Source organism: Pelomonas sp. V22 (assembly GCF_030014915.1).
GTDB lineage: Bacteria > Pseudomonadota > Gammaproteobacteria > Burkholderiales > Burkholderiaceae_C > JAUASW01.
Genome location: NZ_JAGIXS010000001.1, coordinates 347241 through 363469, shown reverse-complemented (window position 1 = coordinate 363469; position 16229 = coordinate 347241). Strand labels below are relative to the sequence as shown.

General features: G+C 66.1%; 12 protein-coding genes. 7 read left to right on the top strand and 5 right to left on the bottom strand.

Annotated features, from left to right (window positions below):
* Genes J7U46_RS01590 through lptF form a run of 5 tightly spaced genes read right to left on the bottom strand, consistent with a single transcriptional unit; the run spans position 1 to position 4704 of the window.
* Positions 1 to 1146, bottom strand: a complete 1146-nt coding sequence (locus tag J7U46_RS01590; protein ID WP_282823066.1) for a pyridoxal phosphate-dependent aminotransferase — start codon at positions 1144 to 1146, stop codon at positions 1 to 3.
* 13 nt (positions 1147 to 1159) lie between these two features.
* The gene (locus J7U46_RS01585; RefSeq protein ID WP_282823064.1) at positions 1160 to 2104 is read right to left on the bottom strand and encodes a CysB family HTH-type transcriptional regulator; all 945 of its coding nucleotides are present in this window, start codon (positions 2102 to 2104) and stop codon (positions 1160 to 1162) included.
* 13 nt (positions 2105 to 2117) lie between these two features.
* Positions 2118 to 2513: a CbiX/SirB N-terminal domain-containing protein gene (locus tag J7U46_RS01580; RefSeq protein ID WP_282823062.1), complete on the bottom strand. Its 396-nt coding sequence runs from the start codon at positions 2511 to 2513 to the stop codon at positions 2118 to 2120.
* An 8-nt stretch (positions 2514 to 2521) separates the two neighbouring features.
* Positions 2522 to 3610, bottom strand: coding sequence for an LPS export ABC transporter permease LptG (gene lptG / locus J7U46_RS01575; RefSeq protein WP_282823061.1), 1089 nt, complete (start codon positions 3608 to 3610; stop codon positions 2522 to 2524).
* On the bottom strand, positions 3607 to 4704 hold the full coding sequence (gene lptF, locus J7U46_RS01570; protein ID WP_282823060.1) for an LPS export ABC transporter permease LptF: 1098 nt from the start codon (positions 4702 to 4704) through the stop codon (positions 3607 to 3609). The genes lptG and lptF overlap by 4 nt, the downstream gene beginning before the upstream one ends.
* Positions 4705 to 4737: 33 nt before the next feature.
* Here lptF and J7U46_RS01565 point away from each other — a divergent pair, with 33 nt between their 5' ends.
* From J7U46_RS01565 to prsT, 7 genes are all read left to right on the top strand, one after another.
* Positions 4738 to 6198 carry a leucyl aminopeptidase gene (locus J7U46_RS01565; protein WP_282823059.1) on the top strand — a complete coding sequence of 487 codons (1461 nt, stop codon included), beginning with the start codon at positions 4738 to 4740 and terminating at the stop codon, positions 6196 to 6198.
* Positions 6199 to 6212: 14 nt separating this feature from the next.
* Complete coding sequence (locus J7U46_RS01560) at positions 6213 to 6638, top strand: DNA polymerase III subunit chi (RefSeq protein WP_282823058.1); 426 nt, start codon at positions 6213 to 6215, stop codon at positions 6636 to 6638.
* A 165-nt stretch (positions 6639 to 6803) separates the two neighbouring features.
* Positions 6804 to 7952, top strand: a complete 1149-nt coding sequence (locus J7U46_RS01555; protein WP_282823057.1) for a branched-chain amino acid ABC transporter substrate-binding protein — start codon at positions 6804 to 6806, stop codon at positions 7950 to 7952.
* Positions 7953 to 8425: 473 nt separating this feature from the next.
* Positions 8426 to 9808 (top strand): TIGR03013 family XrtA/PEP-CTERM system glycosyltransferase, encoded by a 1383-nt coding sequence (locus tag J7U46_RS01550; RefSeq protein WP_282823056.1) that lies wholly within the window; start codon positions 8426 to 8428, stop codon positions 9806 to 9808.
* Between the two features lie 95 nt (positions 9809 to 9903).
* Complete coding sequence (gene prsK / locus J7U46_RS01545; protein WP_282823055.1) at positions 9904 to 12000, top strand: XrtA/PEP-CTERM system histidine kinase PrsK; 2097 nt, start codon at positions 9904 to 9906, stop codon at positions 11998 to 12000.
* The gene (gene prsR / locus J7U46_RS01540) at positions 11997 to 13358 is read left to right on the top strand and encodes a PEP-CTERM-box response regulator transcription factor (protein ID WP_282823054.1); all 1362 of its coding nucleotides are present in this window, start codon (positions 11997 to 11999) and stop codon (positions 13356 to 13358) included. The genes prsK and prsR overlap by 4 nt, the downstream gene beginning before the upstream one ends.
* Positions 13355 to 16171, top strand: a complete 2817-nt coding sequence (gene prsT, locus J7U46_RS01535; RefSeq protein ID WP_282823053.1) for an XrtA/PEP-CTERM system TPR-repeat protein PrsT — start codon at positions 13355 to 13357, stop codon at positions 16169 to 16171. Before prsR ends, prsT begins: the two co-directional genes overlap by 4 nt.
* Positions 16172 to 16229 lie beyond the last annotated feature (58 nt).

Sequence of the window (16229 nt, the reverse complement as noted above, 5' to 3'; positions counted from 1 at the left end):
TCAGAGCTGGGCGAGTTTGCCCAGCGCCTGCTGCAGCGTGGCCTCGGTCTTGGCAAAGCAGAAGCGGATCACCCGCTGCACCGGCGCCTCCACGCTGAAGGCCGACATGGGAATCGCCGCCACGCCGATCTCACGCGTGAGCCAGGCGCAGAACTCTGCATCAGCCATGTCGCTGATGGCCGAGTAGTCCACGCACTGGAAATAGCTGCCCTCGGAGGGCAGCAGGCGCAGCTTCGTGGCTGCCAGGCCGGCGCGGAACAGGTCGCGCTTGGCCTGGTAGAAGGCCGGCAATTGCAGGTAGGGCGCCGGGTCGGCCATGTAGGCGGCCAGGCCGTGCTGCATCGGGCTGTTGACCGTGAACACGTTGTACTGGTGGACCTTGCGGAACTCGGCCATCAAGGCCGCCGGCGCCGCCACGTAGCCGACCTTCCAGCCCGTCACGTGGTAGGTCTTACCGAAGCTGGAGACGATGAAGCTGCGCTCAGCGAGGCCCGGGAAGCGGGCCGCGCTTTGGTGCAAGCCACCATCGAACACCATGTGTTCGTAGACCTCGTCGCTGACCACCAGCACCTCGCTGCCGGCCAGCAGAGCCTCCAGTTGGCGCATCTCGGCCTCGGTCCAGACCGTGGCGCTGGGGTTGTGCGGCGTGTTGATCACGATGGCCCGGGTGTCGGGCGAGAGCGCGGCGGCAATGCGTTCGAAATCGGGCCGGTAGCTGCTGCTCAGCGGCACGCGCACCACGCGGCCGCCGGCCAGTTCGATATTGGGCGCATAGCTGTCGTAGCAGGGCTCCAGCACGATCACTTCATCGCCAGGATGCACGACGGCGAGCAGCGCCGTCAGGATGCCCTGGGTGGCACCGGCGGTGATGGTGATCTCACGGTCCGCGTCGTAGGGGTGGCCGTAGAGCGCGGCGATCTTGGCCGCTACCGCCTGGCGCAGTGCCGGCACGCCGGTCATCAAGGGGTACTGGTTGTGGTCGGCGCGCATGGCCGCATCGACCGCATCGATCAGCCGCCGGTCGCAGGCGAAGTCCGGGAAGCCCTGGCCCAGGTTGACGGCCCCATGCTGGGCGGCCAGGGCCGACATGGTGGAGAACACGGTCGTGCCCACATGGGGCAATCGGCTTTGCAGGGTCAGCGGCATCGGGGTGGCAGGTTCAGAGTCCGTAATCGCTGGCCTCGCCGCCCATGGCGCGCTCCAGCAGCGAGCGGTTCAGGCGGTCGGACAGCAGCTCGGCGAAAGCATAAACATAATTTCTCAGATACGCGCCTCGCTTGAAGGCGATGCGGGTGACGTTCTGGCCGAACAGATGGCCCAGCGGCCGCGACACCAGGTCGCCGCCGACCGGGTCTTCGCGAACCGCCATCTCGGCCACGATGCCCACGCCCATGCCGAGGCGCACATAGGTCTTGATCACGTCGGAGTCGATGGCTTCCAGCACGATCTGCGGCGTCAGCTGGCGGCCGGCAAAGGCACGGTCGATGCGGGTGCGGCCGGTGAAGGTCGGGTGGTAGGTCACCAGCGGCTCGGTGGCGAGCTGCTCCAGCGAGATGTGGTCTTCAGCCGCCAGGCGGTGGTCGGCCGGCAGCACCAGCACATGCTGCCACTCGTAGCAGGGCAGGGTGACCAGCTCAGGGATCTGGGCCAGCGACTCGGTCGCGAGACCCACGTCGGCGCTGTCGTCGAGCAACATGCGCGCCACCTGCTCGGGCGTGCCCTGGTGCAGGCTCACGCGCACCTGTGGCAGCTGGCGGCGCAGCTGCGCCACCGGGCCGGGCAGCACGTAGCGGGCCTGCGTGTGGGTGGTGGCGATGGACAGCGTGCCGGTGTCCTGCTTGGAGTACTCCTCGCCGATGCGCTTCAGGTTGTTGACCTCACGCATGATGATCTCGACCGACTTGAGCACCTCCAGGCCCGGCTCGGTGATGCGGCGCAGGCGCTTGCCGTGGCGCGAGAAGATATCGATGCCCAGCTCCTCCTCCAGTTCCAGGATGGCCTTGGAGACGCCTGGCTGCGAGGTGAACAAGGCCTTGGCGGTCTCGGTCAGGTTGAGGTTGCGGCGGGCTGCCTCCTGGACGAAGCGGAACTGGTGCAGGTTCATGGTCGTGGGCTTGTCAGGGTTGGAGCCAGTCCAGCGTGGCGGCGGCCATGGCATTGATCACCAGCGCATGCTCGCCGATGGCCTCGTGCAGGCGCCACTGCACGGCATCTCCATGCTGCAGACGCAGTGCCTCCACCAGCGGCGGCACGTCGCGACGCACGTGGCCGCTGGAGCCGAGGAACAGGGGCACGACGTCGATGCGCGAGCAGCCGGCGTCCACCAACTGACCGGCTGCTTCCTCAAGACCGGGCGACATGAATTCCAGGAAGGCCAGGCGCGTCACCAGGCCCGGCTGCTGCCGGGCCAGCGCGGCCACGACGGCCTCAAAGGGGCCGGCCCAGGCCGGATCGCGCGCTCCATGGGCGAACAGCAGCAGGCCGGCTTTGCCCTTGTTTGTCGCGTCGCTCATGGTGTTGCTCATCGGAAGCGCACCAGCCAGCCGAAGGCCGCCAGCGACATCAAAAGGTAGAGCAGGCTGGGCGCCCCGGCCACGGCCCAGGGGGTCAGGTCTTGCAGCAGGCCCAGATGGCCGGCCAGGCTGTTCAGCAGCGAGAAGCTGATGCCCAGCATGATGCCGCCGAAGACCTTGAAACTGATGCCGCCGCCGCGTGCATGCAGATAGGCGAAGGGCAGGGCCAGGGCCACCATGACCAGGCAGGCCAGCGGCTTGAAGGCGCGCTGCCAGAACTGGATCTGGTAGGCCTGGGTCGATTGCTCCTGCGCCGAGAGATGCTGGGTGTAGCGGTAGAGCTCGGTGGTGGTCATGGTGTTGGGCGGCAGCACGGCGGCGGCCACCACGCCCGAGGTCAGCGAGCTTTGCCAGGTGGACTCGGCCAGCTTCTCGTCGCTGATGGTGCCGGCGCTCCATCGGGTGCGCTGCACGTCATGCAGGCGCCACAGGCCCTTGCCGTCCACATTGGCCGTGGCGGCAGCCAGGCGGCTCAAGAGGCCGCCGGTGGCATCGAACTCGAAGATGCGCACCTGGCGCAGCTCACCGTTGGCGCTCGCCTGCTTCACATGGATGGAATAGCTGCGTTCGCCCTGAGCCTCGCGGTCCTTCAGCCAGGCGCCGCCGCGGCTGGGCGCGATGCTGCCAGTGGCACGCGCACGCGTCAGCTCGGCCTGGCGCTCGAACCAGGGCGCCGCGTAGTCGCCGACCACGAAGGTGAGAGCCGCGAAGGCCAGGCCCAGCGTGGCCAGCAGCGCCAGCGCCCGGCCGGGCCCGAGGCCGCCGGTGCGCAGGATGGTGAACTCGCTGGACTGGGCCATGCGGGCCAGCGCATAGATGCTGCCGATCAGCACGGCGATGGGGAAGAGCTCATAGAAGTGGCCCGGCAGTTCCAGCACCGCGAGCAGGGCGGCCCGGCCGGCGCCGGCGCCGGCCCGGCTCATGCGGTCCAGCTCCTCGACGAAATCGATGAAATAGAACAGCGACAGGAAGGCCAGGGCCACGAAGAACACCGAGCCGACGATGTCGCGGTAGAGCAGGCGGCGGACGGTTTTCATGCAGCAATCACCTTGGCGCGGCGCGCGAAGCTCAGGCGGTTGCCCTGCTCGCGCAGCCAGATCAGGCTCAGCGCCAGCAGCAGGGCGCCGCCATGCACGCCGACCAGGGCTTTGACCATGCTGGCCTTGCCGCTGCCGACCCAGGACTGGCTGAGGTTGATCAGATTGAAATAGACGACGAAGCTCAGCAGCGCGAACAGCATGCTCCAGTTGCTGGGGCGGCGCGGGTTGGTGGCCGACATGCCAATGCCGAGCAGCGTCATGTTGACGCAGCCAAGGATCAGCCCGAGGCGCCAGGTCAGCTCGCCCTGATTCTTTTGCGTGGGTTCGCTGATCAGTTCCAGGGTGCCGCGTGCCTTGGGCGGCAACTGGTCCGCAGCCTTCACCACGCGGCGGTCGGTCAGCACGCGGTATTGCTCGAAGCGGGCCAGCGTCTTGTCGCCGCTGTCCTTGTTGATCTCGTTGCGCTGGCCGCTGTCCAGCACCAGGTAGCGGTCCTCCTCGGTGATCTCGATGCGGCCCTTGTGCGAGGTGGTCACCGATTCACGGCTGGCCTGGTCGGCAAGGATGAAGACATTGCGGCCGGTCTGCATGTCGTCGCCATCGCGTTCGATGAAGAAGACCTTGGAGCCGTCGCGCGAGCTCTGGAACTTGCCCGGCGCCACACGCGAGAGGTCGCTGCGGCGCTCGTAGCGTTCCTTCAGCTGGGCGCTGTTGCGGTTGCCCCAGGGCCAGACGATCAGCTCCAGCACGACGACGGCCAGGATCACTGGCACCGCGAGGCGCAGAACCGGCTTGACGAAGCGTGCGAGGCCGATGCCGCTGGCGAACCAGATCGTCATCTCGGACTCGCGGTACATGCGCCCCAGCGTGGCCACGATGGCCACGAACAGCGACAGCGTCAGCATGGTTGGCAGGTGACCCAGGGCGAGGTAGCCCATCATCAAGAGCACGTCCTGCGGGGCTACGGTGCCCACCGCAGCCTGTCCTATCGTGCGTATCAGCATGATGGTCAGAACGATGGTCAGGATCACGACCAGGGTGACGCCGAAGCTGCGGGCCAGCTCTTTGCGCACAGTGGAATCGAATAACATTCGCGAACTTTTTATCTTCTATACCGAGACATTATGGACTTCCGTACTCTGTCGGCGTCGCAAGACGCCCTGGCCGCCACCAGCGCCGACGCGCTGCTGCTCGTCGTGGCCGGCGACAAGCTGCCGTCAGGCCTGGACAAGGCGCTGGCTGCGGCTGCGGCCGATGCGGTCAAGCTGGGTGATTTCGAGTTCAAGGCCGGCCGCTGCCTGAGCCTGCTGCGTCCGGCGGGCGTCAAGGCGCCGCGCCTGGTGCTGGCGGCCGCCGGCAAGGGCACGCTGAAGGCCGCACGCGCTGCGCTGTCCGCCGCGCTGGGCCAATTGAAGGGTCGTGGTGCTGCGCACGCAGCAGTCGTCTTTGTCGGTTTCGAAGCCGGCGTTGAAGCGCTTGCCGAGCAGACCGTGCAGGCGGTGGCCGAATCGACCTACGTCTACCGTCATACCAAGCCCAGCGCTCCTGCGGCTGGTGCGCTGAGCAAGGTCAGCCTGATCACCTGCAAGGAAGACACCAAGGCCGCCAAGGCCGGCCTGGCGCGCGGCGAGGCAATTGCCGCCGGCATCGAGCTGGCGCGCGAATGCGCCAACCGCCCGGGCAACTACGCCACGCCCACCTACCTCGCCGAGCAGACCAAGGCGCTGACCAAGAGCCATGGCATCAAGGTCGAGGTGCTGGACCAGAAGGCGGTCGAGAAGCTGGGAATGGGTTCCTTCATCTCGGTGGCCAAGGGTTCGGACGAGCCGCTGCGCTTCATCGTGGCTCGCTACGAAGGCGCGGCCAAGACGGTGGCACCGGTGGTGCTGGTGGGCAAGGGCATCACCTTCGACTCGGGCGGCATTTCGCTCAAGCCCGGCGCCGAGATGGATGAAATGAAGTTCGACATGGGCGGCGCTGCCTCGGTGCTGGGCACGCTGCGCGCCGTGGCCGAGTTGAAGCCCAAGCTGAACCTGGTGGTGATCATCGCCGCCTGCGAGAACATGCCCAGCGGCCGCGCGCTGAAGCCGGGCGATGTGGTGACCTCGATGTCGGGCCAGACCATCGAGATCCTCAACACCGATGCCGAAGGCCGCCTGATCCTGTGCGATGCCCTGACCTATGCCGAGCGCTTCAAGCCGGCGGTTGTTGTGGATGTGGCCACGCTGACCGGCGCCTGCGTGATCGCCCTCGGCGGCATCCGCAGTGGCATGTATGCCAGCGACGACGAACTGGCGGCCTCGCTGAGCGCAGCCGGCGAAGCGGCGCTCGACCCCTGCTGGCGCATGCCGCTGGACGACGAGTACGAGGACGGCCTCAAGAGCAATTTCGCCGATGTGGCCAATGTGGGCTCGCGTGCCGGCGGTTCGATCACGGCCGCCAAGTTCCTGCAGCGCTTCGCCTCGAAGTACCGCTGGGGCCACCTGGACATCGCCGGCACGGCCTGGAAGGGCGGTGCCGCCAAGGGCGCCACGGGCCGCCCGGTCGGCCTGCTGACCCACTTCGTGCTGTCGCAAGCCAAGTAAGCCGCGGCCCTCGCATGACCCAGGTCAGCTTCTATACCGGGGTGCCGGACCGGCTGGCCTATTGCTGCCGGCTGCTGCGCAAGGCGCAGCAGAGCGGTGCCAGGGTCGGCGTGCTGGCGCCTGCTGCCATGCTGGAGCGGCTGGATGCTGCGCTGTGGAGCTTCGAGGCCACCGAGTTCGTGCCGCACATGCGCTACCAGGCCGGCAAGCCCGAACTGATGGCCGCCACGCCGCTCTTGCTGGCCGAGCGGGCCGAGCAGCTGCGCGGCTGGCCGGTGCTGCTGAACCTTGGCGCGGAGATGCCAGACCCGATCGAGGCCTTCGAGCGGGTGCTGGAGGTGTTGTCGCGCGACCCGGAGCAGGTGCAACTGGGCCGCCAGCGCTTCAAGCGCTACAAGGAGCTGGGCCACCAGCTCGATCACCACGAGGTGCGTGACTGACAAGGCCGATAGCTTGCGGCTGGCCGCAACTCGCACGGCCGGGACGCAGACTTTCCCCCCTGGAGCAGGCCCGTCATTTCGGGTAAGGTCCGCGCCGCTGCAGTCCCCTTTTATTGATCGATACACAGACTGGGCGCCCAGGCGGCCCATCCCCGGAGGTATTCAATGCATATCAAGATGAACACGAAGCTGATCGTTGGCGCGGCCGCTCTGGCCCTGGGTGGTGTGGCCCAGGCACAGGACCTGGTGGTCAAGATCGGCCACGTGGCGCCGGTCAGCGGTACCGGTGCCCACCTGGGCAAGGACAACGAACTGGGTGCCAAGTTCGCCATCGACGAGCTGAACGCCAAGGGCGTGATGATCGGCGGCAAGAAGGTCAAGCTGGTGCTGCTGGCCGAAGACGATGCCAGCGACCCGAAGCAGGGCACGGCGGCGGCACAGAAGCTGGTCGACTCCAAGGTCAACGGCGTGGTCGGCCACCTGAACTCCGGCACCTCGATCCCGGCCTCCAAGATTTATTTCGACGCCGGCATCCCGCAGGTCTCCCCTTCGGCCACCGACGTGGCCTACACCGCCAAGGGCTACAAGACCGCGTTCCGCGTGGTGGCCAACGACGGCCTGCTGGGCGGTGCCCTGGGCCGCTATGCGGTGAACACGGTGGGGGCCAAGTCCATCGCCGTGATCGACGATCGCACGGCCTACGGCCAGGGCGTGGCCAATGAATTCAAGAAGAGCGTCAAGGCCGCTGGCGGCAATGTCGTGGGCCATGAGTACACGACCGACAAGTCGACTGACTTCTCCATCATCCTGACCAAGCTGAAGGCCAAGAAGCCCGACCTGATCTTCTTCGGTGGCATGGATGCCGTGGGCGGCCCGCTGCTGCTCGGCATGAAGAAGCTGGGCATCGAGGCCAAGTTCATGGGCGGCGACGGCATCTGCTCGGCCAAGCTGCCCGAGCTGTCGGTCGGCTCCATGGGTGACGGCCAGGTGGTCTGCGCCGAGGCCGGCGGCGTCGAGGGCGAGGCCAAGAAGTCCACCGACGCCTTCAAGGAAGCCTTCAAGAAGAAGTTCGGCGTCGAGGTGCAGATCTATGCCCCCTATGTTTATGACGCGGTCAACGTGATGGTGGCCGCCATGGTCAAGGCCGGCTCGGCCGAGCCGGCCAAATACCTGCCGGTGCTGGCCAAGACCACCGATTACAAGGGCATTACCGGCAATATCACCTTCGATCCCAAAGGGGATATCAAGAACGGCGCGCTGACCCTGTTTACCTACAAGGCCGGCAAGCGTGAACAAATTGCGGTGGTGCGCTGATACATCTGCTTGCACCTGCACGCCACGAAAGCCCACTTCGGTGGGCTTTTTTCATGGGCGCGAAATATCAGCGTGAGAGGCCGGCACGGATATCGGAAAGCATTTTCGAATCCCCGTGGAAAACGCCACGAGCCCAGGCGTCATATGCATTCGCGGGAGGGCTTAACTGATATCTACTCGCGGCTCGTTCATCGGCAGGAAATATGTCTTGGGGACACTGCACCGCGAAGCGTTCGGATTGCACGTTTCAAGGGGCAGCGACCCTCTAAACGGGGGGCTTTCAAGACAGGGGCAGGCGGGCATGATCCCGTCCCATATCGAAGCGCTGGAGGCCTTGCCGGCAACCGCAGCTTCTCAGGGGGCCAAGGATCGCATGACTCAGCCGCCAGGCTCAGCAGATGTGTTCGGCAGTATCGACTTCAGACCGTGGCTCGCGAGAGCGACCCCGGGCTACGGACTGATCGGGGAATAGCATGATTCGGATCTTCAATCACTACCTGCACAAGCAGACCTTGCTTCAGGTCTTCTTCGATGTCGGACTGATCGTTTTCGCGGTGATCGCCGTGGTGCTGAGCCAGGGTGGCACGGCCCAGCAAATCATCCCCTTCGCGGCTTCGCACGGCCTGTCGCTGGCTGGCGGCATGTTCGTCATCAACTCCGCCACCGGCTTCTATCAGCATGTGCACAACCGCTCGGTGACGCAGTCCTGTGCCCGTGCGCTGCTGGCCCTGCTGTTCGGGCTGCCGCTGGCCTATGCCATTTTTGGCCTGCTGCCCACCGACGCCAGCAACCGTCAGCTGATGATCTTCGCCGCCATGGCCGCCGTGGCTGCCGTGATGGTGCACCGCGTCTATGCCGCTCACACGGTGGCGCAGTCTCGCAACCGTACCAAGATCCTGATCTTCGGCTCGGGCGCTGCCGCCAAGGCCGTGGGCAGCACGCTGGCCGCTGCTGACCCGCATGCCGAGATCCTCGGCTACTTCGCCGGTCCGAATGAAGAGCATCCCGAGGTCGCGCGTTCGGCCCTGATCGAGCCGCGTGGCTCGCTGACCGAAACGGCCCTGGCCCTGGGCGTGGACGAAATCGTCGTGGCCCTGTCCGAGCGCCGTGGTGGCAGCATGCCGCTGCGCCAGTTGCTGGATTGCAAGCTCTACGGTATCCGTGTTGTCGATATAGCCACCTATTTCGAGAAGACCCTGGCCCAGATCAAGGTCAGCCACGTGAACGCCGGCTGGCTGGTGTTCGGTGACGGCTTCAACCAAGGCGTGGTCCGCACCCTGGTCAAGCGTGTCTTCGACGTGCTCTTCTCCGGTGCCATCCTGCTGCTGGCCCTGCCGTTGATGGCCCTGACCGCCATCGCCATCCGCCTCGAGTCGCGCGGCCCGGTGCTGTACCGCCAGGAGCGTGTGGGCCTCAATGGCGAGGTGTTCAACGTCGTCAAGTTCCGCAGCATGCGCACCGACGCCGAGAAGGATGGCAAGCCCCGCTGGGCCACGCTGAACGACGACCGCGTCACCCGCGTCGGCAAGTTCATCCGCAAGGTGCGCATCGACGAGCTGCCGCAGCTGTTCAATGTGCTGCGCGGCGAGATGAGCCTGGTGGGTCCGCGTCCGGAGCGCCAGTTCTTCGTCGACGACCTGGTCACCAAGATCCCTTACTACGCTGTTCGCCACAGCGTGAAGCCGGGCGTCACCGGCTGGGCGCAGGTTCGCTACGAATACGGCTCGACGATCGAAGACTCGGTTGAGAAGCTGCAGTACGACCTGTACTACGTCAAGAACCACACGCTGTTCCTTGACCTGCTGATCCTGCTTGAGACCGTTGCCGTGGTGCTGACAGGCAAGGGCGCTCGCTGATTTCATCGCTCATCTGGCGAGCCGGGCCCCGGGCGCGGGGCTTCCCTAGCGTTTGCGCCGATTCACTCTGGCGCTCTCGCTTGATCGAATAGCGCATGCTCAATCTTGCTGCGGCGAGCTACGTGCTCGCGGCGCTGGCCTATGGCGCCTTCGCCATCCTCGTCGGAGCCAAGCTGCTCCGGCGGGACGAGACCACCAGCGCCACCTTGTCCCTGCGTCTGCTGGCGGCCCTGCTGGCCAGCCTGTTGTGGGCCGTGCTCGGCCTGCTAGCCCCGCGCACCGGCCTGCATTCCCTTGAAACCATTGCGCTGCCCCTGGTCGATTCGCTGCGCTATGCGCTGTGGTTCGTCTTCATCCTGGGCCTGCTGTCGGTGCCCGGTGCCGGAGATCCGGGGCAGCTGAGGTTGTGGGCCTTGCTCAGCGTGCTGGGGTTGCCGCTGCTGCTGCTCGCCCGTGAGTTGCAGGCGTACCAGCCGGCCAGCCTGCAGCAACAGATGGCCTTTGCCTCGCTTGCCGCGGCAGTCGTCGGCCTTCTGCTGGTGGAGCAGCTATTGCGCAACTCGCGCGGCGATGCTCGCTGGAACGCCAAGCCGGTCTGCCTCGGCCTTGCAGCCGTCTTCGTGTTCGACCTGTTCGTGTTCTCGCAGGCCGCGCTGTTCCAGCATTTCGACAGCGATGCCTTCGATGTGCGCGCCGCCGTCCATGCGATGGCCGTGCCTTTGCTCTACCTGGCCTCGCGGCGCGAGGGTAACTGGCTGGGCAAGCTGCATGTCTCGCGCGCAGCGGTCTTTCATTCGGCCACCTTGCTGCTGGTCGGCGCCTACCTGCTGCTGGTGTCGGCCGTGGGCTACTACGTGCGCTATACCGGCGGCGACTGGGGCAGGGCGCTGCAACTGGCCCTGGTCTTCGTGGCCTTGCTGGCCCTGGCCATGCTGCTGCTGTCGGGCACCTTGCGCTCCAAGTTGCGGGTCTACATCAGCAAGAACTTCTTCAGCTACCGCTACGACTACCGCGAGGAGTGGCTGCAGTTCACTGCCATCCTCTCGAGCACCACGGCGCCGCAGGAGGTGGGCATTTCGGTGGTGCGCGGACTGGCCAATCTGGTGGAGAGCCCCTCGGGCATGTTGTGGATGCTGCGTGGTGACCGGCACGACTGGCGGCAGACGGCGATCTGGAACATGCCCGAGCAGCATGAGACCGAGGGCGCGGATTCTCCCTTGTGCGCCTACTTGCGCGAACGTGCCTGGATCATCGACCTGGATGACTACCGCAACGGCTCGCCCGCCTATCAAGACCTGACCCTGCCGGACTGGCTCACCAAGGAGCCGCGCAGCTGGCTGGTCGTGCCGCTCCTGATGTCGACCGAGCTGATCGGCTTTGTCGTGCTGGGGCGCCCGCGCACGCCGGTAGAACTGAACTGGGAGGTGCGCGACCTGCTCAAGACGGCAGGCAGCCAGGCGGCGTCCTTCCTGGCCCAGATGCAGTCCACCGAGGCGCTGCTGGAATCGCGCAAGTTCGATGCCTTCAACAAGATGTCTGCCTTTGTTGTGCACGACCTCAAGAACATCGTCACCCAGCTTTCGCTGATGATGAAGAACGCCAAGCGCCTGCGCGACAACCCGGAGTTCCAGCAGGACATGCTGGACACCGTGGAGAACTCGCTCGAGAAGATGCGGCAGCTGATGCTGCAGCTGCGCGAGGGCGGCAATCCGCATGGCGTGGCCGGCGGCGTGGACCTTGCGGCCATTGCCCGGCGGCTGGCAGCCGCGGCGACCAGCAAGGGGCGTCAGTTGGAGCTGCAAATCCAGGCCGAGGTCAGCACGCGGGGCCATGACGAGCGCGTGGAACGTGTGATCGGCCACATGGTTCAGAACGCCTTCGATGCAACTCCGGTACAAGGTCGCGTCTGGCTCGTGCTCGATGCCGGCGGCAGCAATGCGCGGGTTGAAGTGGGCGATACTGGTTGCGGCATGTCACGCGACTTCATTCAGAACCAGCTGTTCAAACCGTTCAGCAGTACCAAGTCCAGCGGCATGGGTATTGGCGCCTACGAGAGCTACCAGTACATCCAGGAGCTGGGAGGAAAGATCAATGTCGAAAGCGAGCCCGGCCAGGGCACCCGTATCACCTTGCTGCTGCCGCTGTTTCATGCGACAGCCGCGTCCGATCTCGGCCTGATGAACGCCCGATGAGTGTCGAACGCCTGCCCAGCCTGCTGATCGTCGAGGACGATCTGGCCCTGCAAAAACAGCTGAAATGGTCGCTCGACCGTTTCGAGTCGGCCCTGGCCAGCGACGCGCCCAGCGCTCTGCTGCAGTTCCGCCGTCACAACCCGGCCGTGGTCACCATGGACCTGGGTCTGCCCCCTGATCAGGATTCGGTCACCGAGGGTTTTGCCCTGCTGGAGAAGCTGATCGAGCTGGACCCGACGGTCAAGGTCATCGTGCTGACTGGCCAGAACGACCAGAGCAATGCGCTGCGGGCCATACGCCTCGGCGCCTACGACTTCCTCGCCAAGCCGGTCGACCCGGATCAGCTGGCGCTGACCGTGGAGCGCGCCTTCCGTCTGCACGAACTGCAGCAGGAAAACCGCCGCCTGCAGATGCAGCAGCACGCCGAGGTGCTGGGCGGCCTGGTGACGCGCGACCCCGGCATGCAGAAGATCTGCCGCACCGTCGAAAAGGTGGCCCCCACCGATGCCACCGTGCTGCTGCTCGGTGAGAGCGGCACCGGCAAGGAAGTTCTGGCCCAGGGCCTGCACGATGCCTCGCGCCGCAAGGGCCGCTTCATCGCCATCAACTGCGCGGCCATCCCCGAGGCCCTGCTCGAGAGCGAGCTGTTCGGCTATGAGCGCGGCGCCTTCACCGGCGCGACCAAGACCACCGTCGGCAAGATCGAGACTGCCAATGGCGGCACGCTGATGCTGGACGAAATCGGCGACCTGCCGATGCCGCTGCAGGCCAAGCTGCTGCGCTTCTTGCAGGAGCGCTGCATCGAGCGGCTGGGCGGCCGCCAGGAGATCGCGGTCGATGTGCGCATCGTTGGCGCCACCCACCAGAACCTCAAGGGCCTGATCGCCGACGGGCGGTTCCGCGAGGACTTGTACTACCGCCTTGCCGAGATCGTCGTCGACATCCCACCGCTGCGCGACCGGGCCGGCGACGCCGTGTTGCTGGTGCATGCGATGCTGCGCCGCTATGCCTCCGAGATGCGCCGGCCGGTGCAGGGGCTCAGCGACGACGCCGTGCGTGCCATCGAGGCTCACAACTGGCCGGGCAATGTGCGCGAGCTGCAGAACCTGGTCAAGCGCGCCTCCATCATGGCCGATGGCGACCGCATCACGGCCGCCGACCTGGGCCTCGCCGTGCCGCCTTCCGCCGAGGGCGACGAAGAGTCGCTCGACCTTCGCACCGTGCGCGAGCGTGCCGAGCGCGCCGCCGTCATCTCTGCGCTGTCACGCACCGACGGCAATATGGTCAAGGCATCGGAACTGCTGGGTGTCAGCCGCCCGACCTTGTATGACCTGATCAACCGACTGCAAATCAAATGAACAAGATGCAAGCCAAGAAGACGTCGCGCCGCCCGGGCGCTCTGGGTGCCGGCATGGCCCTGGCCCTGTCGGCCTCGCTCTTGAGTGGCTGCTTTGGCGAATCTGCCGAGCAGCAGGTGGCCTCGGCCAAGAAGCTGCTGGAGAAGAATGACGCCAAGGGCGCCGTCATCCAGTTGAAGAACGCGCTGCAGCAGAATGCCTCGCAGCCGGAGGCGCGCTTTCTGCTGGGCAAGGCCTTGTTCCAGTCGGGGGACGTGGCGGGCGCCTTGATCGAACTCGACAAGGCACGCCAGGGTGGCTTCAGCAATGACGAGATGAGTGCGCTGACCGCCAAGTCACGCCTGGCCAAGGGCGAGCTGGACCGCCTGCTGGCTGACTTCAGCGATGCCAAGCTGCAGGACCCGTTGCTGCGCTCGGAGGTGCAGGTGGCGCTGGCCAGCGCCCACCTGGCCAAGGGCAATGTGGATGCGGCCCGCACCGCGATCGATGCCGCGCTGCGCGACGATCCGGGCAGCGCCCCGGCACAGCTGACGCGGGTTCGCCTGCTGGCCGGCACCAAGGACATGCCAGGTGCTTTGGAGGCGCTGCAGAAGTTGCTGCAGGCCCAACCCAAGAACTCGCAGGCCTGGCGCACCAAGGCCGAACTGCTGCAGGCCTCGCAGCGCGACGCCAAGGAAGTGATCGAGGCCTACCAGCAGGCATTGGCGGCCGATCCCAAGGACGTGGCCAGCCATGCAGGCTTGATCACCGTCTACATGCAAAAGCGTGACGCGGACGCGGCCGCCAAGCAGCTGGAGGCGCTGCATGCCGTCTCGCCCAACCATCCGATGACGCGCTACCACAGCGCCATGCTTGCCCTCGAGAAGCGCGACCTGAAGGTGGCAGAGGAACATGCAACAGCCCTGCTGAAGATGACCCCCGAAAGCGCCCAGGCCCTGCACCTGGCCGGCATGGTGGACTTTCAGCTGGGGAACTATCAGAAGGCCGCCACCGAGCTGAGCATGGCTCTGCAAGCCAGAGCCAGTGCTCGCGGCGTGCGCATGCTGCTGGCGCAGACCCACCAGCGCGCTGGCGACAGCGCCAAGGCCTTGGCCACGCTGGAACCATTGCTGGCCGAATCGCCGGGCCTGCCAGAGGCCTATGCCCTGGCGGCCGAGGTGCACCAGCAGGCCGGCGAGACGGCCGCAGCGCAGGAGATGTACGCGAAGCTGGTCAAGCTGGATCCGCAGAACACACCCGGCCGGATCGCCGTGGCGATGACGCAGATCGAGCGTGGCAATGCCCAGCAGGGTCTCGATGCCCTGCGCGCCCTGGCCAAGGGTGAGGCCGACACCCGTGCCGACATGGCGCTGATCAATGCGCTGTTGCGCCGGCGTGAGTTCGACAAGGCCCTGGTGGCCATCGAGCTGCTGGAGCACAAGCAGCCCGACAAGCCCCAGGGCGCTACGCTGCGCGGTCGCACCGAGGCCCTGCGAGGCAAGGCCGACAAGGCCCGCGAGGCCTATGAGCAGGCACTGAAAATCAGCCCGGCCTATCTGCCTGCCGCCACGGCGCTGGCGGGCCTCGACATGCTGGACAAGAAGCCCGACGAGGCCATCAAGCGCTTCGAGGGCGTGGTCAAGGCCAATCCGGCCTCTGTGGATGCCAAGCTGGCCATCATCGGCTTGCGCGCCCAGAAGGGTGAGTCGCGCGAGGTGTTGACCAAGGCGGTCGAAGCCCTGGTCAAGGAGTTCCCGCGCGAACCGGCTCCGCTGCTGGCCCTGGGGAGCAGCCAGTTGGACGCCGGCCACGCTGCCAAGGCCATCGAGGTCGCCCAGCAAGGCAAGGCGGCCTTCCCGGCCAATGTGGGTTTCATTGACCTGCTGGCGCGGGCCTACGCTGGCAGCAACGACCTGAACCAGGCCGTCAATGCCTACACCGAGCTGAGCCGCTTGCAGCCGCGCGCCGCGGCACCGCTGATGTACTTGGCCGAGGTTCACGTCAAGCGCAAGGACCTGCCGGCAGCGATCGCGCAGCTGAAGAAGGCCTTGAGTCTGAACGACGACTACCTGCCTGCCAAGATGAAGCTGGTGCCGCTGCTGGTTGAAACTGGCCAGGCCGGTGAGGCTCGCCAACTGGCCAAGTCGGTTCAGCAGCGCTATCCGAACGAAGCCATCGGCTGGATGCTGGAAGGCGATATCGAGATGGCGGCCAAGAACGTGGCCGGCGCTGCCTCCGTGTACAAGACCGGCTTGGGCAAGCAGGAGTCGAACGAGCTTGGTATCAAGCTCTACCGCGCCTACCGCCTGCTGGGCAAGGACAAGGAGGCTGCCGCTCACGAGGCTGCCTGGCTGGACAAGCATCCCAAGGACGTGACCTTCCAGGCCGCCATGGCCGAATTCGCCATGGTGTCGGGCGATCTGCCCAAGGCCATCCGCCTGTACCGTGGCGTGATCCAGTTGCAGCCGAACAGCGTGCTCGCGATCAACAACCTGGCCTTCCTGCTGAACCGCACCGGCGACCCCGAGGCGCTGGCAATGGCCGACAAGGCCGTGGCCCTTGCGCCCGAGGCTGCACCCATCCTCGACACGGCGGCCGGCGTATATTCCAAGGCGGGCAAGCATGACCGGGCGATCGAGCTGCAGCGCAAGGCGCTGACGGTGGCGCCCGAACTGCATGTGCACCGCCTGCACATGGCCGAGATCTACCTGGCTGCCGGCAAGAAGGACGAGGCCCGCAAGGAGCTGGCGCAGCTGTCGGCCCTGGGTCAGGCCTTCGCCCAGCAAGCCGACGTGCAGCGCCTGCTGACACAGCTGGGTAACGCCAAGCGCTGAACATGTCCGCCTGCGGCCGCCCGCTGCGGCGGCCGCCCACCGCCCATCCTGCGTGCAG